Consider the following 25,067-nt stretch of genomic DNA (forward strand, 5'->3'; position numbering starts at 1 on the left):
ACCGTAGTTATAGGGACGAGGGTACAGGTAAAGCGCCCTCGCTGCTTATCTTGATAGCATCAGGGCTATCGGCAAGCAAGGCAGGGGCCAGGCGGCGCAACGAGCGCAAGCGCTTGAGTCCCTGCTCTGTCATGGCATAGCTGTAGGGTTTGTAGTGATATGTATTGACTATCTCTCCCAAGGGCGTAAAGCCAATTCTGCTGATAATTTGCTCACCCTCGGCAGTGACCGCCAGCCCATAGATCGCCTCGATCGTATATCCTTGTTCATAAAGCAAGCAAATAACCGAGGCGAAAGAGCCAGCAAGCCGCCCGGCATAGAATTTTCGCGCGTGAGCTGGCAAGCTAGCATCCACAGCTCCGGCGGCGAGATAGAGATGCGCTGGCTCTCCCTGTTTGAAGGGCAGTACATCTTCAAATGTGATCTCACTATCAAAGCGCTGGCCTGCCAGAATTGCGGAGAGAAAGGCACTTGAAAGGCTGAATAAAGAGAAGCCGCCTATAATCTGTCCGTCGTCTTTGAGCGTCCAACAACTGTAGGGGCATTTGAGCAAGCTGTAGCAATCTTCGCGTTTTCCTAACCCTTCATCACCGAAATAGTGAGCATAGATCTCCCAGGAAGCTTCTAAATCCGTAAGAGAGGTTGGTGCTAAGGTTAGCGTCATGAAATGTATTCTCCTCTGTGTCTGTGAAAGTGATGGCAAAAGTTTTGCCTGAATAGATGATCCCTATCCCCGTAAGCTCCACGGCCAGAACGTTATGCAAGAAGAAATACATCTATTATGAAGGTTGAAAGTTAAATAAAATCAAATTTATTTTTGTTTGAATCTCCATAACATATAGTATAAGCGTGTTTTCAATCGTATTACTTCTATCTAGTGTTTTGTCAAACATCATGTGATGAGGGCGCCGCCTGAGGCAGCACAAGAACGAGAACTGGAAAGCCCTGTTTTTCTGCTGTGATACATTGACATATAGCAAACTAGTTGGTAATATGTAAAGGTAGAAAGATTTTTTGGGTAAAGAGAGGCGAAAAGTGAGTAATCTTCTTGTACCGGTAGCTCTTATCGAAAAACTTGCACCTCATCCCAACGCTGATGCGCTAGAATTGGCCCAGGTACTGGGCTGGCAAATCGTGGTGAAGAAAGATGCATATCATGTGGGGCAGAAAGTTGTCTACTTTCCCATCGATGCGATCTTGCCGCTTGAAATCAGCGAACGCTTTGGCGTGACGAAATACCTGAGCAAGCAGCGTATACGCTGTGCTAAGCTGCGGGGCGAGCCATCCTTTGGCCTTGTGGTGGAACCTGATGATGAGAATTGGACCATAGGTCAGAATATGGCCGAGTACTATGGAGCTACTCGCTATGAGCCGCCAGTACGTCCGGAGGCAGGGGATATGGAAAAGGATCATCCACTTTTCCAGGAGTATACTGAGATCGAGAATTTGCGTAACTATCCCGATATCTTTACTCCTGGCGAGGCAGTAGTGCTGACAGAAAAAGTGCATGGCACGAACTGTCGTGTGGGGATGATCGAGGGTGAGATGATGGCAGGTTCTAAGTCTCTGCGCCGCAAGCGACCAGAGAATGAGCAGTTTGCCCGGAACATCTACTGGTTCCCTTTTCACCTGGCGCCTGTTCGCAGCTTGCTCGAAGAACTGGGCAGCTCTCACCAGCAGGTGATCCTCTATGGAGAAGTGTATGGCAGCAAGATTCAGTCGCTTCACTATGGTTTGAAGGAACGCTTAGGCTTTCGGGCCTTCGATCTTTGTATCGATGGCAGATATCAAGACTGGCCAGACTTCCTGGCGCTTTGCCAGCGCTATGGTGTGGAGACGGTCCCGATTGTCGCAGAGATTCCCTTTCAGATGGAGGAGATTAAGCGTTTGAGCAACGGTCCTACGTTGATAATGGCGCAAGATGCCCATCTGCGTGAGGGGCTCGTTGTCAAACCGGTCCATGAGTATAGTCATCCTGAACTGGGGCGTGTCATTCTCAAGTACGTGAGCGACGACTATCTGTTTAGCAAGAATACTGACTATACCGATCGCTGAACAGAGAGATCTGGATGTCGCTTAGCTTCAACTTTTTTCAAAGTTCCACATGCACATACGACTGCATGTTCAGGCACAGTCAGCTTGTATGTGGAACTTCTCCTCCCCAGGATGAAGGTTAGACGTGCTTGTCGTAGAAATGCTGCATGAGGGGGAGCGATCTGAAAGACTATGAGCCCTTGTTTACAAAGTCTATGATCACCTGAGCCGCATTGCCGACGCCGTTTTCAGCCCGAAGCTGCTCGCCGATCCACGCGGCTTTCTTACGCATAGCCTCATCAGAAATGGCTTGTCGAATGGCCTGAGCGAGAGAATCCGCTGTCAACTGTGAGAAAGGGATGGGTGCTGGACCCACGCCAAGCTCTGCCACACGTTTTCCCCAGAAAGCTTGATCTATTCCAGAGAGATAAGGAAGTACGATAGTCGGGATACCTGCACGTAGCGTAGCCCCTGTCGTCCCGGCGCCTCCATGATGAACCGCTGCAGCTACGCGAGGAAATAGCCAGTCATGGGGGATGTGATCTACAAGAAAAATCTGTTCCGGCAGGTTGGTGGATGGGAGATGCTTTCTATTGGCAATGAGGATGGCCCGAACTCCGGCTTGCTTGATTGCTGCCTTGAGCAGATCGAGCATTGCATGAGAATAGAGGCTGCGCATGCTGCCAAAGCCAATGGAGATTGGTGGAGTGCCAGCTTGCAGGAAAGCCGACAATTCGGCTGAGGGCTGAAAAGCGCTAGCTGGAGGCAAAAACCAGTAGCCGGTGAGATGAATATGCTCGCCCCAATCGGAAGGTCGGGGCACAATCGTGGGGCTAAGACCGAAGAGGATAGGTTGAGCTTTCCCGTGTAATGGAGCCAAAAAGCCTTGCATGTCGAGATTGGGCAAGTGGAGTTTTTCGCGTCGCCAGGCATTGAGCGAGTGCTGCACAAATAGCCAGGTGAGGCGCTCACTCCAGCTATAGGTGAGGCGATTGTACCAACCACCCAGGGGAAGAGCGGGGGCCCGATTAGATGGAAAGGTTGCTGTCGGGATCATGACAGGCTGGAAAGCGGCAAGGAGAGCAGGGATGCCTAATTTTTCTGCAACGTGGGGCGCAGCAAGGAAAGTCGAAAAGGAGTAGAGGAGCAGATCAGCTCCCCGAGCCAGCTCGGGAACTATATCCCGTACAAGCTGCAAAAAAATTTTTTGGGCGCGGCGCTGTTCTTTCAAGCGATGTTTGTGCAAAGATGTTGTCGCTTTATCTTCATTCATCGTATCTTGTTTTATCACTGAGAATAATTTCAATGGTGTGGTGACGCAAGGCAGCCCCCAGGCTTCGACAAATGGGCGAAATTCGGCTGTAGTGCCGAGAGAAACGTCAAAGCCAGCTTGCTGTAATCCTAGCCCCAGGGCTACATAAGGTTGGACGTCGCCCTGTGAGCCCAGAGCAAGCAAGCGAATATGCTTTACTGATTTTATGGACACTGAGATAACACTCCTTGTATTTGTACTATGGTCGTAGCAGACGAAGAAGTATCTGTGCATCAGGGAATTGCTCACGAGCATGATCCTGGCGAAAAGCGGCTTCAATCGCAAAGCCCTGCAGACAAGACTGAATGGCGATGACAAGCTGATCAGGATTGCCCGTGGCCACTTGCCCAGCTTCCTGGCCTTCCACAATGAGCCTGCGCAGCTCTTGATGGGATGTTCGGCTCAACTGATAGACCAGGCTGCGGAGCTGCTCATGGGCGGGCTCATTGATCAGTACCTGGGTCATAAACAGAATGACCTCTGGATGCTTATACACCCAGATCATGGCACGAGAAAGCCACCACTCAAGACGCTCCCAGGGCGTACCCGGCATCTCAAGCACTTCCCTGATATGTTGAGCGCTGGCCTCCATCTCGCGTTGGATTAAAGCCGTGAAAATTGCCTCTTTATCAGGAAAGTAGTGATAGACAGAGCCATAGCCCATCTTAGCGGCGGTCGCGATATCAGTCATTCTTGTAGCCGCCAGACCTTTCTGTACAAAGACTGGTAGGGCCGCGGCAAGGATGCGCTCTTTTTGCTCTTCATGAAGGCGTTGATTGGCCTGAGCGGAACGTGGTGACATAAGTCCCTCTTTTCGATTGATATGTCGATCTAAAAACTAGAGAAAGTATACCAGAAAAGAGGCCCTTAAGCAAGGGATTATAGCTTTCGCGAAATTGCTGCTATGTGAGCGCCGCACGAAGATGGAAAGTGGTATGCTGATTTTTGGCGTGAAGTGGCTCTATTCAATAACTCAAGCATGCTGTAGGATGAGCTCAGGCCGAAACACTACTCTAGACGACCCACTAGCAGATTGCTCTGTAGTCAAGGAGAAGAGATCCATGCCAGAAACACAAGATAACGATATGAGTGCGCTACAAAAGAGGCGCCATGTTACCCTGGAACAAGCCCAGGCTGCCTTACCAGAACAGGGCTTGCGCTTTGTCTCTATGCTCACGCACGGCAGTTTGCTGGTTGAATACTACGCGCCGCGCGGAAAGGATCTGCAAACTCCGCATACGCGCGATGAAATCTATGTAGTCATGGAGGGGCGAGGCTGGTTCGTTAACGGAGAAGAGCGCCATACATTTGGGCCCGGGGACGTAATTTTTGTGCCTGCAGGTGTGGTTCATCGTTTCGAGGACTTTACTGACGATCTGGGCGTCTGGGTCATCTTCTATGGACCTGAAGGCGGAGAGGCCAGTTAATATAATATTTTCTACTACCTGCTGGCGGGAGGGCGCTTCCCTGGGACCGGAAGCCCTTCCCGCTTTTATGCTTCGCCTGTTTCTGCTTCCCACTATAGCGCCTCGCCAGCACAAATATAAATCTTAGGCTTGCTGCGCGTCATACCCGCCTTCTCTTTGCTTGAACTGCATGTTTTTGACTTCCCCTTCTACCATTTACATCAATTTTATTGAATTGTGATATCAAAAACAATTTCTTGACTTGATATATCTGACACGATACACTAAAAGGTAAGTAGTCAATTTGTGTTCTGGTTTAATTGAAAAGCAATTGAGATAAAAAAGTTTTTTCAGGCTTGAGAACAGAGTAGGAGTGACTGCACTGCCGGTGTAGAAATGCCTGATGGCTGGCAAGAGATAGTATATCAGGCGGCCTCTTGTTCCCAGGTGGGAGATACCTGTAACTGGAAAAGCGAGTGGAGGTAATAGGATTATGACCCAACAGAGCGAGCGCCCACGAGTGCGTTTTGCCATGATTGATGTCTTTGCCGGCGAACCTCTTGCCGGAAACCCTATGGCGGTGATAGCAGATGCCCAAACGCTTGACCTGAAGCATATGCAGCTGATTTCGCGCGAATTTAATCAGTCAGAGAGTACCTTTCTGCTACCGCCGACGCGGCCAGGGGCTGATTGGCGCTTGCGCTCTTTTACAATTACGGGGGCCGAAGTTTTCGGGGTCGGACACCACACCCTGGGTGCATGGTGGTGGCTGGCCGAAAGTGGTCAATTAGCGCTTTCGGCTCCCTCTAATACCTTTGTCCAGGAGGTTGGGGAGAGCCTGTTACCTATCGAGATCCTTGCCAAGAATGGTCGACCACTGGCCATAAGGATGCAGCAAGAGCCGCCAGTGTTTGGGGCAATATATAAGGATCACCGGGAGCTCTCCGCAGCCCTCAATATTCCAGAGAGTAGCTTCACGCTAGAACAACTGCCGGCCCAGGTTGTCTCTACTGGCGTGGCTCATCTCATGGTGCCGATAAAGAGTCGCGAGGTGCTCTGGCAAGTGCGCCCGGACAGTCAAGGGCTGCTCGCCATCCTTAAGAGCTGTGGAGCTGAAGGCTGCTATCTGTTCAGCCTTGATCCCATCGATTCTGTGGCCACAGCCCACGCGCGTTTCTTTAATCCTACTGTTGGTATTGCCGAAGATCCGGCCACAGGAAGCGCAGCCGGTCCGCTGGCCTGCTACCTTGTAGCTCAAGGGCGTGCCGAGGAGGGTAAGCCTCTATTTATTGAGCAAGGCCATGTGATGGGCAGGCCCAGCTTGATAGAAGTACAGGTACAAGGCAGTGAGGTCAAGATTGCTGGTCAGGGCGTTATTGTCGCCGAAGGAAATCTTTATCCCAGCTTATGAAGCGCTAGAAAGAGTATATGGTGAGAGATTACGAGATCTTTGAACCTGGCGAATTCACTTTACAGTCGGGCATCACTTTGCCAGGTGTACGTCTGGCTTATAAAACCTATGGAACCTTGAATGTACAGAAAAGCAACGTGATTGTTTATCCCACGGCTTTCGCCGATCAGCATTATAACAACGAATGGTTGATCGGCGAAGGTATGGCGCTTGATCCCAACAAATACTTTATCATTGTGCCCAATGCGCTCGGCAATGGCCTCTCTTCATCGCCGAGCAATACGCCACCTCCTTTTGATCGGGCCAACTTTCCGCACGTCACAATCTACGATGACGTGCGTTTACAACACCAATTGCTGACCCAGAACTTTGGCATTGAGAAGATAGCACTGGTTACGGGCTGGTCGCTTGGTGCGCTACAAACCTTTCAGTGGGGAGCTAGCTATCCAGAAATGGTTGAGCGTATTGCGCCATTTTGTGGTACAGCAAAGACCTGGCCACACACCTTTGTCTTCTTTGAAGGTGTAAAGGCACCTTTGTTGGCTGATGCTAGCTGGAGCCATGGCCAGTATACAGCACCACCGGCGGCAGGGCTACGCGCTATCGGTCGCGTGTATGCTGGGTGGGGCTTTTCCCAGGCCTTCTACCGCGAAGCCTGTTATTGGCAGCTGGGATATCAAGGTCTAGAAGATTTTCTTGCCGGTTTCTGGGATAATAACTTTCTCAAGCAGGATGCCAATGATCTGTTGGCCATGCTCAAGACAGGACAGCAGGCCGATCTCAGCGCCAATGCTATGTATCAGGGAGACTTTGAGAAAGCCCTCAAAAGCATCAAAGCGCGAGCTGTCATTATGCCAGCCAGGACCGATCTATACTTCACAATTCAGGATAGCGAGTACGAAAGTGGCTTGATGCCTCGCGCGACTTTTCGCCCAATCGAATCGATCTGGGGTCACTTTGCCGGCCGCGGCATCAATCCCGTCGATACTAAATTTATCGATGATAACCTCAAGGCTTTGCTGGCTGAATAAAGCCAGCACCCCTTGTAAAACAGCGGGAATGCTATTGTGAACCATGCCTGCGGGCTTCCACAACTGGAGAGACCCTTTGGCGGAGCTCCTGCAGAAACTGTTCTTGTCGTGCAAAGACCGCGAGATGGCCTGCTTGTTTGAGCAGAGCAAATTCTTTGTGGGGGACCTCAAGCTCGTCAAAGTATTTTTTTGCTGCGGCGGTTGGCGTGACGGCATCGGTATCGCCCTGGAAGATGAAGAAAGGTACCTCAAAGCGCATGCCAAGAGGACGCAGGTCAATCGTCGCCATCTCCTTAGCCAATTGATTGGCAGAAAATTTCATGCCTCCAAACATGTCAAAGATGTCACGAAGCGTATAGCCGGGCGAGGTAAGCATGGCCGGGAGGATAATATCCGTAACCATATTGGGGATGGTCGGATTGGCTTTAATTGTCCATTGGACTAGCTGGCCGGCCTCCTTGTGGCTCCAGCGGTCAGGATCAGGACTTATTTGCTCGACTGCTTGCACACCTTTTGTATTGCCATACTGGCGTAGCCAATCAAGAGTTAGCTGGTACGAGAGCTTTGCGGCTTCTGAGCCACCAGTATTTTGATCGGTGCCAATATAGGCCCAGAACAGATCTGGCCGGCGTTTGGCCATGATGGTGCCAACAATGCTGCCCAGCGAGCTCCCAATCAGGATAATCTTTTCCTGTTCAAGATGCTTGCAGAGGTATTCTACAAGCTCAAGCCCATCGCATACGAAGCGCTCAAAGCTCAGCTGGCCTGTCCCAGATTTTCCGGTTTTGTGGAATGTTCTGCCTGTGCCTGGCTGATCCCACTGCACTATCGTGAAGTATTTTTCCCACGAGCGCAAGGTAGAGGCAAAGATTGTGTAGGTCGAGCCCGGACCGCCATGTATAAACAACAAGACCGGGTTGGCACGATCCTCGCCGCGTATCGTGACCCATTGCTCGATGCCTCCAATCTTGATAAATCGCTCTTCCACGATACCATGCGGCGTAGTGATCTGTAATCTGCGGGCAAGTTTTTTCTGCTGACTTTTGCGTGTAAGAAATGTGCTTAACATATTCGTTTTCATACTATTTTGCGCTTTCTTTCAAGTCTATAAAGCTGATGAGTATTAGCCATGAGCGTCTTGCGACTGTAAAGAGTATAGAGATTGCGGAGCGTGAAATACCCACTCTCCCGGGTAGTTTGATAGGTAGTCGAGGTGAGAAGAGACGAGTAGGTAAGGATTTTTTTGCGTGGTACAGGGACAAGATGAACGATGGTGGGAAAGTAGGCTCAGGACGCTTGTGCAGAGTGCGGCGCGCAAATGGCCAGCCCTTATTTGAGGTGAAGCGTATGTGCGGCCTCGCTGGCTTGCAGGCGATTGCTCACGCCGAGCTTTTGGTAAATATGCTTGATGTGGTACTTTACCGTATTGATCGAGATAATCATTTCGTGAGCGATCTCCTGATTGCTCCGGCCGGTAGCTATCAGGCTTAACACACGCTTTTCCTGAGCGGAGAGCGGTTCAACCTGTCGGGTAGTATCGGCCAGGGTGGCCAGGCTAAGTTGAGCCTCAGCGCTGACCACCTCATCTCCCAGCCAACGCGCATCCAGGAGGGCTTGCTGGAAATATTTTTTTGCAGCCTCCTGCTCGCCCAGCGCCAGATAGGCCTTGCCCAGAGTGAGCAGAATATCCACGGCGAGGAACTTATTGCCGGGTGGAACATTATCGGTAAGGGCCTGCAAAAGCAGCTGACGTGCTTCCGCAAAGAGGCCTTGACTCAGCTTATCTCTGCCCACGAAATAGAGGCATGCTGCTCGATACATCTGCAAGCCGGGATTCAGGGGGCCGGATGGAGGCAGGAAAGCGAGTGCCTGCTGGGCGAAATTGACGATGGAGGCAAAGGGCTCCTGGTCGAGGAGCGCACTTAAGGCCCGGTGTCCCCAGATGGCCCCCAGCCAGAAAAGCTCACCCCGCTTGCGCCATCCCTCCTCAGCCATGGAAAGTAAGGTCTCAACGCGCCTGTCTGCGGATTCTGGCAAGATAGCAGTTAGCTCGGCGGCCAGCAGCGCATCAGCGGCAACCCAGAGCTTGACCGGAAAGCGTAGCTCGGTAGCAAAGAGGAAGCAGAGGAGCGGATGCGCGTCCAGCACTGCGGCGGGAAGTTGTTCTAGCCAGCCCAGCATGCTTTGAGGGGAGCCAAAATTGTGCTCGTGGAACTGCTCAATCAGCCGGGCGGCCCGCTCTATGTCCCGCGCCAACCAGGCGGCCTCTATTGCTTCCGCGAGCATGCCTTCCTGCTCGTACCATGCGCTAGCTTTTGCCGATAAGCTTTGTAGCACTTCCTCACCCAGGCGGTAGCTGGCTTCCCGGCGCATGGCTTCGGCGAAGAGGGCATGATAGCGGTACCAGCCGCCAGTTCCGTTCAACGCTTCTAAAAAGAGGCCCGCACGGGATGCAGCCTCCAATAGAAGAGCTCCATCGATGTCTTCAGCACTCACTGCTGCGCAGAGGGGCGCACAGAGGCGGCTGAGGATGCTGGTGCGCAAAAGAAAGTTCTGCATGGATGCAGGCTGCGTCTCTAAAATCTCGCTTACCAGATAAGCGAACAACATGTGACGCGGATCTTGAATTTGCGCTGGAGGACGATTTGAGAGGTCCGTCCAGTGCTCAGGTTTGAGTAGGGCTTGCTCAAGGGCTAGATTGGTGTCTGGGGCGGAGAGAGTCAAGCTGAGCAAGCGAAGGCCGGCGGCCCAGCCTTCCAGTGAGCTATCAAGCTTTCTAAGGGCTGCTTCTGTTGGGGGCTGTGGCAGCGACTGGCTGAGAAATGCGGCGGTTTCAGAGAGCGAGAAGCGCAGCTCCCTTCCATGCATTTCGTATAGCTCGCCTCTGGCCCGCCAGCGGAGTAACGGCAGATTCGGCTCGGCACGTGAGAGGAGCAAGATATGCACGTTTGTGGGCAGATGGTCGATGAAAAAAGTCAGCGTCTCGTGAAGGCGAGTTTCGCTTATCACATGATAGTCGTCAAGCACGAGTAGTCCGCCGGAAGAAGGGTTGGCAAGCGCGTTAAGCATATGTGTTAGTGCCATATTAAGTGGGGGCCGCTCAACAGGCCTGCCGACAGAGGATGTAATGGAAGCTGTGATGGCAGTTAAAGCAATCTGCCCAAGGGCCTGACTCGGCTTGCCCAGTAGTTTTTGACATGCCGTCATCACAGCGTGCCAGAAGCGGAAAATATCGTTGTCGCCGGGCTCAAGTGAGACCCAGGCAGTCATAAGTGCTGGAAGAGTACCCTGCTGGAGCGTGAGCCACTGGTTGACAAGGGTAGATTTGCCAAAGCCGGCGGGAGCAACTAACAGGCTGAGTTTGTACGTGTGGCAGTTAGCAAGCCTTGCCAGCAAATGTGGGCGCTCAATAAGTCCGCTTGCCAGTTGAGGAGGCTGAAGTTTGCTAGAAAGCAGGGGTGGGACCAGATGATCAGGTCCGCTTTGCGGGTCAGGGTGAGGAGATGCTAGAGCCTGCGAAGCTGCTTGCACAGCTTGTCCCTGAATGCGGGTCGATAGGACCAGCGCAGTCTCACCAAGGCGAGCCAGCGTCAAATCTTCTGACTTGCCAAGGTATGCCCGGTAAAGCCTTCCCTGGAAGGTGCGATAGGCTTTCCAGTACCAGCCCCCTCGGCGATTGCCGGCACTTTCTTTGCGTGCTGTATAGGAACCATAGGGAGCCTGGACCGCGAAGATCGTCGTCGTATCCTTGCCTAGCCAGGAAAACCATTGCTCTGATCCAACAACAAGAGAGATGGCCTGTCCTTCTTCGTATCCGACTAGCATCGTCTCGCGAATCGTCGGCGTTGCCCGCGTCATCTATTAGCCTTTTCTTTTCCTCAATGTGATGGCCACATGAACAGCCTACCCGCATAAAATTCCCTAACAGTATAGCATATGTTAGGGAATTTCGTCATCCTATCCTGAAAAGACCGCTGAATGTGCAGCTAAATATCAATCGATATTCAGCCCGTCAAGGCCATTCTGGCGCTGTTCAACCGTCTCGCATACTAGCTGCATAAAGTTCTGCGCTGCCGTAGAGTATTCGTCTTTGCGCCACACCATTTGTAGTTCAACATTCCAGGCCGGGATGGTGCGCTTATATTTCACATGGGGAAGCTTGAGAACGGCTGTCCAGGCCGTAACAAGGGATGCGCCTAGACCGTGCGATACCATGCTTACCATAGCGTAGGGTTGATCCGTAAAGTGGTCGATAGTGGGATAAAGGCCGACGTTTTGACACTGGCGCAAGTTGTAATCGTGATAATGCGGATTAGCGTCGCGCGAAAACCAGATCCAATGTTCTTGCTTCAACTCGCTCAAACGAACTTCTCGCTCGGCAGCTAGTGGATGATCTTCATGAAGTGCCAGGAGCATTGGGCAGGCAAACAACGTTTTGTACTGCAAGCCTGCGCGTATTTCGGGCGTAATCGCAAAGCCCACATCAAGCTGATGCGCCCTCAGCGCTCGCAACTGAGCCCTGACCGAGAGATCGCGCGAGATAACTTTGAGAGGAGGTGTGCATGTGCGGCATATTGTCGTAATCTCCAGGAGAATGCTCCATAGCGCGGTTCCTGTATAGCCGATATATACTGGCCTGTCCTCTCCTCTTGCCGCGCGGTGAGCCTGCTCCACGGCTTCTTCCCATTGCCGGCAGAGGCGTTGGGCCTCCTCACGAAAGGCCTGCCCGGCCGGAGTCAGGGTTACCTGTCGTCTATTCTCCCGATTGAACAGCTCCACGCCCAGACGCTTTTCGAGATTTTGCACGCGATTAGAAACTGTAGATTGATAGACGTCGAGAGATACGGCGGCCTGCTGAAAGTTTCTATCAGCTGCCTCGATAAATGCTTGCAGGTCAAGAAAGTCGACTTTGAGGGCCTCGGTTTTCACTCTATTCACGCCCGTGGCCTCCTTTTTTGGGGAAGGATAGAGACAGTAACTATAAGAGTTATAGCTTATATAGATAAAGAAATCAAGGGCCATTTATGCATTGAATTGATCGAAGAAACGCATAAATAGCTGCCTTTTCATAGGGATATTGCATATTGAAGAACTTGATTTGGTGGTACATGCATAATATGTTGTAGAGTTACGAACATGACTCAAAGTTCCATCTCTCAACAACTACAGGAGAAACCTGTAGAACCTCTCTGACCGTTGTCGTGGTTCAACTTCAACGCCACATTGTTGGTAGTCATTGCCTCTTTATCCCTGTCCTTGTGACCTGAGATAAGGAGGCTCTGTCTCCCATATCGTCGTAGCCTCTCTGGCTAAAAATGCCATACAGGATCAGGAAGGATGACCCTTATGCCCTGGTTTGATCGCTTATTCGCCTCGTCCCCTGCACAAAGCCCGCCTGAACAGGAACAATCAGCTAAGAAGATCGCAGAGCAGATCAATCCGACCATGCTTGCGATGGGCGCTCCCACCCAGGAAGATTATTACTGGGGTCGCCTGACCTCGGGAACCGAGGAAGATTATTACTTCCGGCGTTTGACAGATAACTTCTACCAAAAAGATCTGATGCCCTCCACCTACCTGGAGATGCATAACCTGATCTATGAGAGCTGGAACGCCAATCCCCTGGCCCGCGCGATTATCGAGATTACCACCTCGTTTGTGCTGGGCAAGGGCGTGACGATTGCCGCTAACCACAAACGCGTGCAGCAGCTCCTCATGCAGTTCTGGGACGATTCGGATAACCAGATGGCCGAGCGTGTCTATCTGCTCTGCAACGAGCTGGCCCTCTACGGCGAGATCTTTGTGCGCTTCTTTGTCAACAAGTACGATGGCAGCGTCAAGATCAGGATGATTGATCCTTCCCTCATCGATCTCATTGAGACCGATCCCGAGGATATCGAGACGCCCTTACGCTTCCATCGCCGCCCGGTGGGCCAGACCATTGCCGTGACCGATCCGCCGCAGAATCCCCCCGATCTGACCAAGCTTGATACTTCCTCGACCAACACACAGGGCGAGTGGTTTCTGGCGCGCGAGGAGGTCATGCAGTTTACGATCAATAAGGTCAGTAATGCTAAGCGCGGAGCTTCGGACCTGGCGACGATCCTGCCCTGGCTGCGCCGCTACAAGGATTGGTTGACTGATCGCGTACGCATCAATAAGTATAAGGGGGCCTTTCTCTGGGATATCACCTTGCAGGGCGCCGATCTCAAGACGATCCAGCGTAAGCGCATGGAATATGGCTATCCCCCCGAACCCGGCTCGGTGGTGATCCACAATGAGACTGAGCAGTGGAAGGCCGTGCAGCCGCAGATCAATGCCAACGAGGCCTACGAGGATGGGCGGGCCATCAAGCTGATGGTGGCTGTAGGGGCCTTGATCCCTGAGCACTTTTTGAGCGATGGCACGACGACCAATCGAGCCACGGCTGCCGAGATGGGCCTGCCTACCTTGCTCAAGTTCCAAAGGCGGCAGCGTGTAATGGGCACTGTGCTGCGCTGCATCTTGGATCGCGTGATCCTGGAGGCCCAGAAGGCTGGCAAGCTGGGCAAATCCATAGATACGCGCTATGAGCTCATCTTTCCTCAGATCGATGTTGACGACAATCAATCCCTGGGCATGGGCGTGCAGTACGTGACTGCCGGCCTGGCGACTGCCAAATCCCAGGGCTGGATCAGCGATGAGACGGCGATGCGGCTGCTCTTCAAGTTCGCCAATGAGGAGGTGGATGTGCACGAGGAGCTGGCACGCATCGCGGGGCAGCAAGAGCGCCGAGCCGATGCCACGTCGGTGCTGCCAGTGGAGCAAGCGGAGCTCTCGGTGCCGGTGCCACCGGTCAAGGCCCGGGCAACACGACCACAGAAGCGGGAGGAGGTCTAGCGATGGCGGAGGAACTCTTTGATGTGACTGGCTATGCTGGCGCTGGCAACATCTATGCCTCGCCCACGGCGCAAGCGGCGCCGGCTTCCTCCTGGTCTGCACCGGCTCCAGCTCCTGAGCGCCAGGGGCGCATGCGCGGCCATCACGCGGCCCGCTCCCACGGCCACAGCAGCCATGTCGCCCATCACGGCAGCCATTCGCGGACACCACGCAGCCGTCTGTATGTGGGAGAAAAAGCCTTCTAATGCTTGTTGTCTCTGGCAATTGTGGAAATGGGGAGAGAGGAGAGAAAGGGAATGCCGCTCGATAGTCGTAAGGCCGCCCATATTCAGGCCGTGACCCTTGCCAGCTTTGCCGGCCGCCAGAAGACCGTCGTCTTTGTCTCCCAGGCTGGCAGCAGCTATAGCTATACGGCGCTCAGCGTGATCTTCCGCCCGCAGCAGGTGCTTGATTCGCAAATCCCCGACGCCAGTGGCGCCGCGCCCCGGCTGCAGTTTGACATGCTCATGATCGCGCCCATCGGCACCACCTTCACCGGGGTGGTCTATATCGCCGATACGTCTACGCCGACAGCAGCGGCGGTGGCGGCTGCTGCCAAGTATGAAATCATTGAGGCGGTCACCCATGGCATTGTGCCTTCGGGTACCCATGTACAGGCGCTGCTCAGGCGCTTGCGCTAACACAAAGGAGGAAGTCTATGCAGAGGGACGTAGAAGGTCCTGTCTATCCCATGCCCCCAGGCGGCCAGCTGCCTGATCTCAACCTGGCAGGCAGCAGCCTGAACGTGGCAAGTGGGGCCAGCATCCAGGCCATGCCCACACCCGAGAAGCCGGCACTTTATGAGCCGCAATTGGTTGGTTCGCCCGAACTGGGCGGGATCGATCCTGAGATGCCCTTTTATGATCTCAACTTAGCCGGTAGCCAGGGCGTACCAACGCCGGGGAGCTCACCCAAACCAGCCAGCCAGGCGCGCTCTACCAGCCCATGTATACAGCTCCCGATACGACCACGCCAGCCCTGCAGCTGGCCAACGTGGCCGACGACGGCATCTCCTTTGAGCCGCGCACGGCCTTCGCGCCTGATCCCTTGCTGCCCGATCTCGACGAGTATTGCCAGCCCCACGGGCTGAGCATCCACAATTTGAACGGAGATGCCAGCGGCCTGCTCATACCAAACCCTCCAGTAGATGACCTGTTGGCCTATGAGGTGCCGTCTGGTCTTGCCATCAATCCCCATCCCTTTGCTGCCGATCCGCTTTTGCCTGATCTACAACATCCAGAACTCACGCTCGAAGTCACGATGTCCCAGCGACCCGGCGAGCTGGACCCGAGCGCGTTGGAGACGCTGCACAGCCAGCCCGATTCAGCGCAGCTCGACGATGCCAGCTATCCCCAGGTCTTTCTCGATCAGTCAGGCGTCAATACCACACGTCGCCGCCATCTGGACCTCCTGTTCCGTGGCCTGGATGCTGAAGAGGAAGGCACCACACTGGATGGGATGGGCACGCCTCCCCAACCTCCCAGGCTGAGCCGGCGCCAGCGCAGCCGCAAGGGCCTGGCCGGCGATGATGCCAGTGACAATGACGGGATCTAGCGCCATGATGAAGACACACAAACAAGCGAGCCAGCGCATCTCCGAGGCTCGCTGGACTGCCCAGGCACGCCGCGCCTATCATCAGGCGCACCCGGAGAATTTTGCAGGGCCCGAGGCTTCCTTCCCTATCAAGGATGCCCAGGATGTGCGCGATGCCGCCCGTCTGCATGGCCAGGCTGCCCAGCCCGAGGAGGTCAAGCGCAAGATTATCGCCATCGCTCGCCGTCTCAAGCTAGAGCACGCGCTTCCCCAGGCGTGGAGCACAGAGGACGGCCAGCCGCCGGCTTCCTCCGTCAAAGAGGCACATATTCAGCTCGATGAAGCCCAGATCATCGAACAGCTTACAGCGGGCCAGGAGGGTCATGCCCTGCGTGTGACGGTGATCCAGGGAGGCACTTCCAAGAATGGCTACCATTATGATGAGCCAGCCCTGGCGGCGATTGCTCAGCTGATCGAGGGCGCGCAGGCCTATGCCGATCATGCCAGCCCCGAGGCCGCAAGCTCCGTGCGCAGCGTGCGCGATGTCGTGGGCTTCTACCATGATGCCCAGCTGGTCCCGGCCAGCGCCAAGCAGCCGGCGCGCGTGGAGGCCACCTTGCACCTGTTTGAGGCCGCCGACTGGCTCTGGTCCGTGGTGCGCGAAGCCATGTCCCTGGGTCGGCCTGAGCTCATTGGCCTCTCGATCGATATCCTGGGCCAGTGGCAGCACAATGAGGCCAGCGGCGCCCGGGACGTGACCCAGGTCCTGGCTCTCAATAGTTGTGATATCGTGACGCGGCCAAGCGCGGGCGGGGCCTTTCGCCGCATCTTGCATGAGCTCTCGCCCGCCCCAGTTTCAGCACAAGGAGATCCTATGGACGTCGAATCTATTGTCGAGGAAGAGCTGTCGTCGCTGCCAAGCGCTGCAGCTGAGGAGAGCCCTCAGCTGGCCGCGACCAGCCCTATTCAAGAGGAGCAGCGTCACTTGCAGCAGTTGCTAGAGGAGACGCGCCGCCAGCGCTGCGAACTGCTCTTAGAGCGCCGTTTGCGCGAAAGTATTCTGCCCTCCGCCCTCTGTGCGCAGATTCGCACCCGCTTCCAGGGCCGCATCTTTGAGGAGCGCGAGCTCGACGCCGAGCTCAATAGCTCGCTCGGGCTCATGGCCCAGTTGACGCGCGATGGCCTCATTCGGGGCCAGGGCTACGAGAAGCCCACAGTGGGGCAGATGATCAGCGAGGCAGAGAAGATCCAGGCCAGCTTTGACCGGATGTTTGATCTCGATATTGACACCGCGCGTCTTGGCAACATTCGGCCCTTCGAGGGCTTGCGCGAGGCCTATGCCCGCGTGACCGGGGATGCTGCCATCTCGGGTACGATGCACAGCAGCCAGCTGGGCCAGATCCGCGTGAGCGAGCATGCCCCCATTGCCCGCATCAGCGAGGCCGATACCACTACGGCCAGCTTTAGCTACCTGTTGGGCACGAGTATGAATAAGCGCTTGCTCAAGGATTACCAGGCCTGGCCCGCCGAGTGGCAGCGCTTCTGCAGCATTATGCCCATTCGCGACTTTAAGCAACAGACCCGTGTGCGCTTTGGCGCCTTTGGCAGCCTGCCCATCGTCGCGGAGGATAGCGCCTACACCGCCGTCACGCTGGCCGATAGCGCGGCGGTCTACGTGCCGCAAAAGCGGGGCAACCTGGTCACGGTCTCGCGCGAAGTGATCCTCAACGACGATCTGCAGGCAGTCAAGCAGATCCCAACCAAGCTGGCCGTTGCTGCGGCCTATACCCTTGCCGAGTTTGTCTACGGCTTCCTCTCGGGCAACCCCACCATTTATGATGGCAACCCGCTCTTTACCAGCGGAGCGCCGCATAGCAATCTGGGGGCTTCGGCCCTCTCGACGGCGGCCATGCAAAGCGGAGTGACGGCCATGCGCGAGCAGACCAACTATGCCGGCAAGCGCATCGGCTTGCGCCCGCGCTACCTGATCGTGCCGCCGGAACTTGAGTGGACGGCGATGGTGGCCACCAAGTCGGCGGGTGTGCCGGGTTCCAACAATAACGATATCAACCCCATGCTCGGCTATGTGACGCCCATCGTTTCGCCGCAACTCTCCAGTGCGACGCAGTGGTTTATGGCCGCCGATCCGCGCGAAGTGGATACCATTGAGGTTGGCTTTGTTGGGGGACAGGTCAATCCCGCTCTCTTCGTGCAAGATATGCCGCTCTTCGGTATGAATTTCACGCAAGATGTCATCTCTTAGCAGTAGGAGCTTCAGGGAGTAATCCCTGTCGAACACTCCGAGAATTGCTGGGAAACCCCGCAAGACTGCTCCACCACAACGTAGCCTGAAAGAGCAAGCGTGAAGGTTTGAAAAGGGGCAGGTAAGGGCAATCAGCAGCCGAGCACCTACAGGGTAGAGCCACAGGGTGAAGGTTCAGAGACTAGGTACGGAGGGCCTGAGTGCTCAGGTCAAGGTATAGTCCGACCCTTGCAGAAATGTAAGGAGGCTGGCAGAAATGACCAGCCCCGCCCAAGAGGGTGAGTAACAAATGTGTATAAAATACGACACGAGTATGGCGGGTGCGCCGTGGATTTTCGCGGCCTCTACCGAGGGATATAGCCATGAGCGGCTTTCTCAATAACGATGGCTCTGGCCTGGTTGGTGGGCTCTTGCCCTCCCAGCAAGGTCAGGCCTTACAATTGGATGCCTCCGGCAATCTCAAAGTCACTGGCGGAGGTGCGCCAGGCAGCGATAATCTGCCCTCGGGCCAGGTGATGGGTGCAGGGGTGTTGCTGTGGAATGGCACAGGCTGGAATCGTATGCGCGACGCGCCCAGCGCCGGCGACGGCATTAACGTTGGCATCGGGTCCGCCTCCAGCTACCTGTGGAACGGGACCAACCATGATCGCCAGCAGGGCAAGTTTGGCGTGGCCGACGTCTCGAATGGGGGCCGTGCGACCATAGCCATAGCCGCCGGCATGGCCACCGATACCGTGGTCAAGGCTGCGGCGGGTCGGCTGTGCCGGGTTCTGGTAACGGCGGCGGGCACGGCCTTGCTGATCATCTATGATAACGCCTCCGGCCATACCGGCACCATCATTGGGATCTTGCCGGCCAATCCGGCGGTTGGTGCGGTCTTTGATTTCCAGTTGCCAGCGATCAACGGCATCACCGTCGCCGGCAACGCCAGCAATCCAGGTATCACGGTGAGCTATTACTAATACCTGGTTGTCTCTGGCAGAGAGAAGAACTGATGGAAAGGTTGATAGGGAGAGAAAGAGAGGCTTGAGCAATGCTTGATGCGGCAGAATTGGCTTTTGGTCGCTATAACGGCGGACAGAATGCCCCTATTGGTTCCTATTGGAATCCGCGCACAATGGCTGTGTTCCAGCAGACGGCTGATGGCGTTTTGCCCCAGTCGGGAACCTGGATACCTATCACAACTTCGGGTAGCAGTTCGATGAACCAGGTTGCGGCGGCGCTCAATACTGTCTTGAACACCAGTTATACGGGGCGAGCTTGCATACCTATACCAGCGCCGATCTGATCGCCACGCCCGGTCAGATGAGCAGCGATGCATAAGCCGCTTTGGTTGGGTGAGGTAAGTGATATCACTTACCCCGATCATTGAAAAAAATAGAGGCAAGGCGTGCCTGTTTCCTGGAGAGAGAGCGAAATGCTGCACAACAGTGTTTACTTCAAGCCTGAGAGGAACTGGCACGCGTATTGTGCCTGGCTTTAGAGAGTTTGTAGGGGAGGAGAAAAAGGATGACCCAGCGTCTCAAGCGTGGCATTCTTGCCAGCTTTAGCAATGCCAGCTATACGGCTTCGGTGCTGATCCTGGAAGCTACAAATACCTTGCTGCAGAATGTGCCGGTGGCCACACATCTCGATGGGACCAGCGCTCAGGCCGGCGCGTTGTGTGCCGTCCTCTTCTTCGATGAGCATAATCCGGCGGATGCCGTGGTGATCGCCGTCTATCCCAATGGCGGCACTGGTGTGCCCACGCCAGCGCCGGGCCGCCTGGTCTTTGTCGCTGGCTACCAGCAAGTTGCCAATGCCAACATCGCTGCCAATGCAACCAGCACCTTCACGCTCACCGGTGGCTCATCGGGTATACCAGCCGGCGCCCTGGGTGTACTTTTCAGTGCCAACTTTACCAGTTCGAGCAGTGGAGCCTATATTCAGCTGGCCCCACACGCTAGCGGCGCCATAGGCAATTACGCTGCCATAGGCAACTTGCCTGCCGCTAACGCTTTCTTGAACGGCAGCGGCCTCCTCCAGCTTGATAGCCATGGCCAGGTCGATATCAAGGCCAATGTTGCTGCCTGTACAGTCAGCCTCTATACACAAGGATATCTCCTATGAACGCCTCAAAGGGCCATGCGGAGCCTACCCGAGCTACAGCGCTCGACCGGATTACTCGCCAGGCTGAACTTATCGAAAACATTATGCATGAATTACTGGCTGAAGTAGATATTGAGCAGTTGAGCAATTTGCAGCGCCTGAACATCGCTATTAAGTTGATGGGGCAGCAAACTCGCATCCTTACTCTCTACAACTCTTGTACAGCTGCTGAGAGCCCACAGGAGGCAGAAAGCCTGCTTGCCGCGCTTATGCGCCAGATGCGAGGAGAAGAAGAGGTAGAATGAATAGAACAAGAAATCTACGCCTTTGTCAAAGCGAAACGCTTCACTGGTGATATGCTAATAATGCTGTACTACTTGCAAGATCTCATGCGTAGTTGCCGAGGACATGCTATATAGTTGCTATAAAGATGACATGGCCTTGCCAATTTCTATCTGCTATAGTGAGTAGTGGGTAGTTGATGTCCCAGAAAAGGAGCGATGCCGTATGCGGATTGCAGTGTGGGATACAGAATATGCAGTGCAGGTCATGATCGAGACGGCGCTAGAGCTTGAGGGAAATTGCGTCTTTCTATCTGCTGATGGGAAGAGCTTTCTAGATATAGTACAGCTGACTCAGCCAGAAGTTGCGGTTGTCGATGTCTTGCCCGAGTATTATGGAAAATATCGGGAGATCGAGATTATTCGGCAAGCTTTAAGCTTGAATCCAACTTTACAGCTTATCGCTCTATCCACGGATAAAGCGGCCATTTGCAGAGTCAATGTGCTGTTCCCTTCTGTCCGCTGCATCATGAAACCTTTCAGCCTATTCAACTTCCGGAGAAGTTTGCACGAAATGGTACGTATACCGGAAGCTGAGCATTAGGGAACGCGTTCGTAGAGAGAACAAAACCCCTATGGTTCGAAATCTGACCTCTGCTTTAACGGCGGCTATAAGTGCCAACGCACGGGTGCCAGTAGTCGCCGTTACTCTACAAGACCAGCTCCAACACTTCGCGCTCTATCAATCCCCTAACACTCAGGATGGCTGGCACGGCGCCTGCCTTGCTAGCGATGGGAGTATCGTGCGCGTTCGCCTCTCGCGTGGCGGCAATGCCTTCACGCAGAACTTCCAGTTTCAGCGCGTGACGACGCCAGCCCAGGCCAGCCAGTGGGCAAGTTGGACGACGCTCAATAATGGTAGCGGCACCATGTTTCAGGACGGAGGCTGTGCCGTCTCCAACAATGGTGGGACCTTATGGGCCTTTGCCCAGAATGGAAGCACGAATGCTTTGCGCGCCTGGAGCAGTACGACCAATGCGGCAAGCTGGAATAGCCCTGTTACGGTGCTTACGCCGCCGGCAGGTGCGCTGATCAAAGGGATCGCCAGCGCAGGCAATAACGATGTCTTCTTTCTCTATGATGTCTCCGGCGGCGAGGCCATTGGCTGTTCCTTCTTCTCGGGTGGCAGCTGGTCAAGTCTGCGCAGCTGGACCCTTGCCACGATTGCCAGTGGCTCCGGGTTGGATGTGTGGTGGGATGGCACGCTCTACTGGCTCATCTATTCCGATGGCTATACCCTCTACGAGGCCACCTATCAGCCCTCAAATACCACCTGGACGCAGTTGCCGCCAATTGCTCCGGCCACCAGTACGGCGATCGGGCGCATCTCGCCCCGTTTGAGCTTCGATAGCACAACTGGGCTCTACAATCTGATCGTTTCCGAGGTAGATAGCGGCCTGCTCACCGGCTCCGTCTATAGCTATCCGCGCGTGCGCCAGAGCCGCGATCTGCAGCACTGGTCAAGTGGCTTCATTCTCCACGATGTGACCACCTTGTATAGCGCCGTCGAGCTGCAGAGCAGTACCAATACTGCTGCCTACATTGTCAGTATGCCCAGTGTCATGCAGTCGCCAAATTTTAGCCAGAGCAACGCCCAGCAGTTCGTTGACGTCTCTGGGCGCGTCCTCTCGTATCAACGCCTGGAGCAGCTGGGCCATCCGGCCCGGCTAGAACTGGTGCTCGACAATAACCAGGGCGCGCTCTCTGCCCTGGTGAGCAGCGCCAGCAATTATCAACCAATCGGGCTCAACACCTTCGTTGTGCTCAGCGAGGGCTACAAAACCGGCTCGCCTCCCAGCACGCCCGAGACGGTGCAGGTGGGAACCTATCATATCAACCAGATCATTTTTGAGCGCAGCCCGCACGAGAATCAGCTCAGGCTCGTCGCCTACGATCGCTCGCGCAATCTTGATCTGTTGAACCGTTTCCAGAGCAGCTATAGCAATCAAACCGTCGCCTGGCTCATCACCGAGATCTGTGCGCGGGCTGGCTTCTTCCTGCTTTCGCTGCCCGCTACCACACAGATGAGCCAGCAGGTGCCCAGTTTTGTCTTGCTCTCCAACCAGAGCTATCGCCGCGCCCTTGATGAGTTGTGCAGCACCTATGCCCTTGAATACTTCTTGGATCAGAGCGAGACCTTGCAATTCCGCGAGCTGTCGGCCAGCGATGGAAGCGTGTGGAGCTATCAGCCCGAGGTGGAGCTGGTGAGCTTTGGCAGCGATGATCTGCGCGGCAACCATATCATTGTGACTGGCAAGCCACCAACCGGCGGCCAGGTGGGGGCGTTGACAACGGGTGAGGCCTATGATGATGTCAATGCTCACCTTGTCGGTTTGGAGCGGCTCATCCATCATATCGATCCCAAGCTGACTACAACGGCGCAGTGCCAGCTCAAAGCCGGCTTCCTGCTCGCTCAAGAGCAGCGTGCCCAGACTGCGCACCAGGTCAGCGTGCCGGCCAATCCCGCTTTGCAATTGCTCGATGTCATCACCCTCAGCGACTACAATGCGCCCCAGGGCAGCGGCCAGAGCTCGAACTGTCGCATTGTGCGCAGTACTGTGCTATACAATGCTGAACAGGCCGAGTTCGCGCACACTCTGGACCTGGAAGGCGTCTAAAGCTACCAGGCCAAAAAACGCCTTCCAACCCCATATATAAGGAGGGATCATGGCATGTGGGCTGATCTTAAGTGCTAAAGTTGGCCTGCTTTGCTGAGCGCTTGTTTGGATAAAGATGAGAAAACGTGATATTACGACATGGTTTGCTATTGAAGCGATATTGTGAGCTTGCCGAAAAAATGGTACAGTTTGGAAGTAAGAGGCGCATGACGGATGTACAACTACGTCTCATCCACACGGCATAATGGCCGGCGAGAGAAGCTTCAGCTTCGTGAGAGTCGTTGAAATCGCACCAATCACACCCCTCTCAATATTGCGCCTCTCCATCTCATATCATTAGGCTCAAAAATCTCTTTCTAGCGTTTAGACAAGCAAGTGGGGCAAGTATGTGGAGGAAGTAGCATGCAACTCAGCGACGTTGAAACGATGGTACGCCAGGATCTCTTTGATCCCCTGGGCGGCCCGAATATGCGCTGGCAGACCACAGATATTGATCGGGCCATTGATAAAGCCGTCGATCATTATAGCGCCTACTATCCCAATATTCTGTATGTGGATATGCCGGCTGAGCCTTTTCAGCGCACCTATCCCTATCCGCAATCCTGGAACCCGAACTATCCCGCCTGGTGGATTGAGCGCGTCATTTATCCTTTGCAGATCTACGGCTCCTACTTCACCCCACCGGGGTTCAGTGCAATAGCAGCCAAACAGGCTGGCAGCGGCCTGAGCGTTGGGAGCTATCAGTATGCCGTGACCTTTCTCTCACAGGGAGGCGAAACGACGCTCGGACCCGCTACGAGCGTGAGCACAAGCTCGGGTAGTCAGCAGATTGCCTTGAGCAGCATTGCGCAAGGGCCAGCCCAGCCAAACACGCCTGGCATTGCCACTAACACGGTGATCGGGCGTAACCTCTATCGCTCGCTGGTCAATGGCTCAACCCTGTATCTGCTGGCCACCATTTCGGACAATACCACCAGCAGTTATATAGATAGCGTGCCCGATAGTGCGTTAATCAATCAGCCACAGCCGCCGACGCTCAATACCAGCGGCGTGATGTACTATCCACCCATCGAGCGCAATTTTTCCGAGTATTCCAACATCTTTGATAGCACAGCTGCGCTGGCTGCTGGAGGCAATCAGGGGACCATGGGCGCGGTCGGCGTGAACCAGGCTGTCACCAATCCCAGCTTTACCCTCATGCTCAACAATGCCGATCTTCCCAAGGACAATACCTTGATCCTGCGTGTGTTCTATGCCAGCAAACATCAGCTCGATACGACAGGTAGTACGATTCCCGAGGTCCATCGCGATATCATCGTGTTGGGAGCCTGCGCTTATGCCATGGAGGCCTATCAGGTTCCCACCAATGACAATTTTGATTTTCAGGATGGTGGGCTCAGAGACCGCATCGATGATACGAACATTCCCGCATCCTGGCTGGCTGCTACCAGGGCGCGTATGGATCGCTTCATTGAACGCCTGGAAGAGATCAAGCAACAGCGCGATTATTGCGCGAGTGCTAGAACTCGTTGGGGCGACGAGCCTCGGTACTGGCCCCGCTTATAGCTGAGTTGGGAACGCATTACAATCGTTTATGTAGCAAGGTTGAACAGGTAGGAAGGAATGCTCAGATAATGGTTACACTCTCTAATGCCCTTAGCATTATCAATATGCTCCTCATGATTTTCGGTATTGTTGGTGGGCTATTTGCCTTGCGCCATGGCTCACTGAAGGCTGCTAATGAGGTGCAGGAACGCGCGATCAACGCATTACAAGCTGAACTGGCTACTGTAAGGCTGCGCTTAACTGATTTACAGGCCGAGAACGGGCGCCTTAAGCATATTGTGGCCACGATTGTTGCTGCGCTTAACAACTGCGGCATCGAGCTGAGCATCAATGGGGATATGGTTAATATCAAAAGTGACCAGAATGGTAAGAGCACGACTGCCCATATCCAAGAGGCGCTCCGCCCCCGTTCTGGCAAGCTTCTCGCTGCGCCTGCCCAGTTCACGTGATAAGCAGGCGCTAAGCTTCAGGTTCCCAGGCAGTTTTTTTGTGAATTCCTGGAACCTGGCCAGGAAAAGCTGGCAATAGGCATCTGGCTTCGGGGAC

General features: G+C 54.5%; 23 protein-coding genes. 17 read left to right on the forward strand and 6 right to left on the reverse strand.

Translation table 11 applies throughout. The features are described from left to right. Nucleotides 1-7 precede the first annotated feature (7 nt). Nucleotides 8-664, reverse strand: coding sequence for a hypothetical protein (locus EPA93_RS09140; protein WP_129886759.1), 657 nt, complete (start codon nucleotides 662-664; stop codon nucleotides 8-10). 371 nt (nucleotides 665-1,035) lie between these two features. On the opposite strand from EPA93_RS09140, the gene EPA93_RS09145 reads away from it, so the two are divergent. Continuing rightward, the gene (locus EPA93_RS09145) at nucleotides 1,036-2,055 is read left to right on the forward strand and encodes an RNA ligase (ATP) (protein WP_165422976.1); all 1,020 of its coding nucleotides are present in this window, start codon (nucleotides 1,036-1,038) and stop codon (nucleotides 2,053-2,055) included. A 169-nt stretch (nucleotides 2,056-2,224) separates the two neighbouring features. Here EPA93_RS09145 and EPA93_RS09150 read toward each other — a convergent pair whose 3' ends face one another. Further along, on the reverse strand, nucleotides 2,225-3,520 hold the full coding sequence (locus EPA93_RS09150; protein WP_165422977.1) for a glycosyltransferase: 1,296 nt from the start codon (nucleotides 3,518-3,520) through the stop codon (nucleotides 2,225-2,227). A 25-nt stretch (nucleotides 3,521-3,545) separates the two neighbouring features. Beyond that, the gene (locus EPA93_RS09155) at nucleotides 3,546-4,148 is read right to left on the reverse strand and encodes a TetR/AcrR family transcriptional regulator (protein ID WP_129886762.1); all 603 of its coding nucleotides are present in this window, start codon (nucleotides 4,146-4,148) and stop codon (nucleotides 3,546-3,548) included. A gap of 259 nt (nucleotides 4,149-4,407) precedes the next feature. Between EPA93_RS09155 and EPA93_RS09160 the strand changes: the two genes are divergently transcribed. From EPA93_RS09160 to EPA93_RS09170, 3 genes are all read left to right on the forward strand, one after another. Continuing rightward, nucleotides 4,408-4,773, forward strand: coding sequence for a cupin domain-containing protein (locus EPA93_RS09160; protein ID WP_207229486.1), 366 nt, complete (start codon nucleotides 4,408-4,410; stop codon nucleotides 4,771-4,773). A 472-nt stretch (nucleotides 4,774-5,245) separates the two neighbouring features. Next, entirely contained in the window at nucleotides 5,246-6,163 is a 918-nt protein-coding gene (locus tag EPA93_RS09165) for a PhzF family phenazine biosynthesis protein (RefSeq protein WP_129886763.1), read from the forward strand. A 17-nt stretch (nucleotides 6,164-6,180) separates the two neighbouring features. Then, nucleotides 6,181-7,194: an alpha/beta fold hydrolase gene (locus EPA93_RS09170; RefSeq protein ID WP_129886764.1), complete on the forward strand. Its 1,014-nt coding sequence runs from the start codon at nucleotides 6,181-6,183 to the stop codon at nucleotides 7,192-7,194. Nucleotides 7,195-7,225: 31 nt separating this feature from the next. Here EPA93_RS09170 and EPA93_RS09175 read toward each other — a convergent pair whose 3' ends face one another. The 3 genes from EPA93_RS09175 to EPA93_RS09185 form a co-directional block, all read right to left on the reverse strand. Continuing rightward, the gene (locus EPA93_RS09175; RefSeq protein WP_129886765.1) at nucleotides 7,226-8,275 is read right to left on the reverse strand and encodes an alpha/beta fold hydrolase; all 1,050 of its coding nucleotides are present in this window, start codon (nucleotides 8,273-8,275) and stop codon (nucleotides 7,226-7,228) included. Nucleotides 8,276-8,523: 248 nt separating this feature from the next. Continuing rightward, nucleotides 8,524-11,052 carry a winged helix-turn-helix domain-containing protein gene (locus tag EPA93_RS09180; protein WP_129886766.1) on the reverse strand — a complete coding sequence of 843 codons (2,529 nt, stop codon included), beginning with the start codon at nucleotides 11,050-11,052 and terminating at the stop codon, nucleotides 8,524-8,526. Nucleotides 11,053-11,187: 135 nt separating this feature from the next. After that, a complete protein-coding gene (locus EPA93_RS09185) occupies nucleotides 11,188-12,132 on the reverse strand; it encodes a LysR family transcriptional regulator (protein WP_165422978.1) in 945 nt (314 codons plus the stop codon). 408 nt (nucleotides 12,133-12,540) lie between these two features. Between EPA93_RS09185 and EPA93_RS09190 the strand changes: the two genes are divergently transcribed. From EPA93_RS09190 to EPA93_RS09250, 13 genes are all read left to right on the forward strand, one after another. Beyond that, nucleotides 12,541-14,073 carry a phage portal protein gene (locus EPA93_RS09190; RefSeq protein ID WP_129886768.1) on the forward strand — a complete coding sequence of 511 codons (1,533 nt, stop codon included), beginning with the start codon at nucleotides 12,541-12,543 and terminating at the stop codon, nucleotides 14,071-14,073. A gap of 2 nt (nucleotides 14,074-14,075) precedes the next feature. Continuing rightward, the gene (locus tag EPA93_RS09195; protein ID WP_129886769.1) at nucleotides 14,076-14,318 is read left to right on the forward strand and encodes a hypothetical protein; all 243 of its coding nucleotides are present in this window, start codon (nucleotides 14,076-14,078) and stop codon (nucleotides 14,316-14,318) included. A 51-nt stretch (nucleotides 14,319-14,369) separates the two neighbouring features. Continuing rightward, nucleotides 14,370-14,753 (forward strand): hypothetical protein, encoded by a 384-nt coding sequence (locus tag EPA93_RS09200; RefSeq protein WP_129886770.1) that lies wholly within the window; start codon nucleotides 14,370-14,372, stop codon nucleotides 14,751-14,753. Nucleotides 14,754-15,057: 304 nt separating this feature from the next. Further along, a complete protein-coding gene (locus tag EPA93_RS09205; RefSeq protein WP_129886771.1) occupies nucleotides 15,058-15,666 on the forward strand; it encodes a hypothetical protein in 609 nt (202 codons plus the stop codon). A gap of 4 nt (nucleotides 15,667-15,670) precedes the next feature. Further along, nucleotides 15,671-17,908, forward strand: coding sequence for a phage major capsid protein (locus tag EPA93_RS09210; protein ID WP_129886772.1), 2,238 nt, complete (start codon nucleotides 15,671-15,673; stop codon nucleotides 17,906-17,908). Nucleotides 17,909-18,270: 362 nt separating this feature from the next. Then, nucleotides 18,271-18,870, forward strand: coding sequence for a hypothetical protein (locus tag EPA93_RS09215; protein WP_129886773.1), 600 nt, complete (start codon nucleotides 18,271-18,273; stop codon nucleotides 18,868-18,870). A gap of 71 nt (nucleotides 18,871-18,941) precedes the next feature. Beyond that, entirely contained in the window at nucleotides 18,942-19,196 is a 255-nt protein-coding gene (locus EPA93_RS09220) for a hypothetical protein (RefSeq protein WP_129886774.1), read from the forward strand. Between the two features lie 221 nt (nucleotides 19,197-19,417). Continuing rightward, complete coding sequence (locus EPA93_RS09225) at nucleotides 19,418-20,017, forward strand: hypothetical protein (protein ID WP_129886775.1); 600 nt, start codon at nucleotides 19,418-19,420, stop codon at nucleotides 20,015-20,017. Then, nucleotides 20,014-20,301: a hypothetical protein gene (locus tag EPA93_RS09230; protein ID WP_129886776.1), complete on the forward strand. Its 288-nt coding sequence runs from the start codon at nucleotides 20,014-20,016 to the stop codon at nucleotides 20,299-20,301. The genes EPA93_RS09225 and EPA93_RS09230 overlap by 4 nt, the downstream gene beginning before the upstream one ends. Nucleotides 20,302-20,503: 202 nt before the next feature. Beyond that, on the forward strand, nucleotides 20,504-20,881 hold the full coding sequence (locus EPA93_RS09235) for a hypothetical protein (protein WP_129886777.1): 378 nt from the start codon (nucleotides 20,504-20,506) through the stop codon (nucleotides 20,879-20,881). A 31-nt stretch (nucleotides 20,882-20,912) separates the two neighbouring features. After that, a complete protein-coding gene (locus tag EPA93_RS09240; protein WP_129886778.1) occupies nucleotides 20,913-22,955 on the forward strand; it encodes a hypothetical protein in 2,043 nt (680 codons plus the stop codon). A 402-nt stretch (nucleotides 22,956-23,357) separates the two neighbouring features. Further along, complete coding sequence (locus EPA93_RS09245) at nucleotides 23,358-24,521, forward strand: hypothetical protein (RefSeq protein WP_129886779.1); 1,164 nt, start codon at nucleotides 23,358-23,360, stop codon at nucleotides 24,519-24,521. 68 nt (nucleotides 24,522-24,589) lie between these two features. Next, nucleotides 24,590-24,970 carry a hypothetical protein gene (locus EPA93_RS09250; RefSeq protein WP_129886780.1) on the forward strand — a complete coding sequence of 127 codons (381 nt, stop codon included), beginning with the start codon at nucleotides 24,590-24,592 and terminating at the stop codon, nucleotides 24,968-24,970. Nucleotides 24,971-25,067: the final 97 nt, after the last annotated feature.

Source organism: Ktedonosporobacter rubrisoli (assembly GCF_004208415.1).
Classification (GTDB): Bacteria; Chloroflexota; Ktedonobacteria; order Ktedonobacterales; family Ktedonobacteraceae; genus Ktedonosporobacter; species Ktedonosporobacter rubrisoli.

Bases quoted from the DNA above. Each gene is read 5' to 3' on its own strand.
- EPA93_RS09140 (WP_129886759.1), bottom strand. From the start codon at position 664: ATGACGCTAACCTTAGCACCAACCTCTCTTACGGATTTAGAAGCTTCC.
- EPA93_RS09155 (WP_129886762.1), bottom strand. From the start codon at position 4,148: ATGTCACCACGTTCCGCTCAGGCCAATCAACGCCTTCATGAAGAGCAA.
- EPA93_RS09160 (WP_207229486.1), top strand. From the start codon at position 4,408: ATGCCAGAAACACAAGATAACGATATGAGTGCGCTACAAAAGAGGCGC.
- EPA93_RS09165 (WP_129886763.1), top strand. From the start codon at position 5,246: ATGACCCAACAGAGCGAGCGCCCACGAGTGCGTTTTGCCATGATTGAT.
- EPA93_RS09170 (WP_129886764.1), top strand. From the start codon at position 6,181: ATGGTGAGAGATTACGAGATCTTTGAACCTGGCGAATTCACTTTACAG.
- EPA93_RS09175 (WP_129886765.1), bottom strand. From the start codon at position 8,275: ATGAAAACGAATATGTTAAGCACATTTCTTACACGCAAAAGTCAGCAG.
- EPA93_RS09180 (WP_129886766.1), bottom strand. From the start codon at position 11,052: ATGACGCGGGCAACGCCGACGATTCGCGAGACGATGCTAGTCGGATAC.
- EPA93_RS09190 (WP_129886768.1), top strand. From the start codon at position 12,541: ATGCCCTGGTTTGATCGCTTATTCGCCTCGTCCCCTGCACAAAGCCCG.
- EPA93_RS09195 (WP_129886769.1), top strand. From the start codon at position 14,076: ATGGCGGAGGAACTCTTTGATGTGACTGGCTATGCTGGCGCTGGCAAC.
- EPA93_RS09200 (WP_129886770.1), top strand. From the start codon at position 14,370: ATGCCGCTCGATAGTCGTAAGGCCGCCCATATTCAGGCCGTGACCCTT.
- EPA93_RS09205 (WP_129886771.1), top strand. From the start codon at position 15,058: ATGTATACAGCTCCCGATACGACCACGCCAGCCCTGCAGCTGGCCAAC.
- EPA93_RS09210 (WP_129886772.1), top strand. From the start codon at position 15,671: ATGATGAAGACACACAAACAAGCGAGCCAGCGCATCTCCGAGGCTCGC.
- EPA93_RS09215 (WP_129886773.1), top strand. From the start codon at position 18,271: ATGAGCGGCTTTCTCAATAACGATGGCTCTGGCCTGGTTGGTGGGCTC.
- EPA93_RS09220 (WP_129886774.1), top strand. From the start codon at position 18,942: ATGCTTGATGCGGCAGAATTGGCTTTTGGTCGCTATAACGGCGGACAG.
- EPA93_RS09225 (WP_129886775.1), top strand. From the start codon at position 19,418: ATGACCCAGCGTCTCAAGCGTGGCATTCTTGCCAGCTTTAGCAATGCC.
- EPA93_RS09230 (WP_129886776.1), top strand. From the start codon at position 20,014: ATGAACGCCTCAAAGGGCCATGCGGAGCCTACCCGAGCTACAGCGCTC.
- EPA93_RS09235 (WP_129886777.1), top strand. From the start codon at position 20,504: ATGCGGATTGCAGTGTGGGATACAGAATATGCAGTGCAGGTCATGATC.
- EPA93_RS09240 (WP_129886778.1), top strand. From the start codon at position 20,913: ATGGTTCGAAATCTGACCTCTGCTTTAACGGCGGCTATAAGTGCCAAC.
- EPA93_RS09245 (WP_129886779.1), top strand. From the start codon at position 23,358: ATGCAACTCAGCGACGTTGAAACGATGGTACGCCAGGATCTCTTTGAT.
- EPA93_RS09250 (WP_129886780.1), top strand. From the start codon at position 24,590: ATGGTTACACTCTCTAATGCCCTTAGCATTATCAATATGCTCCTCATG.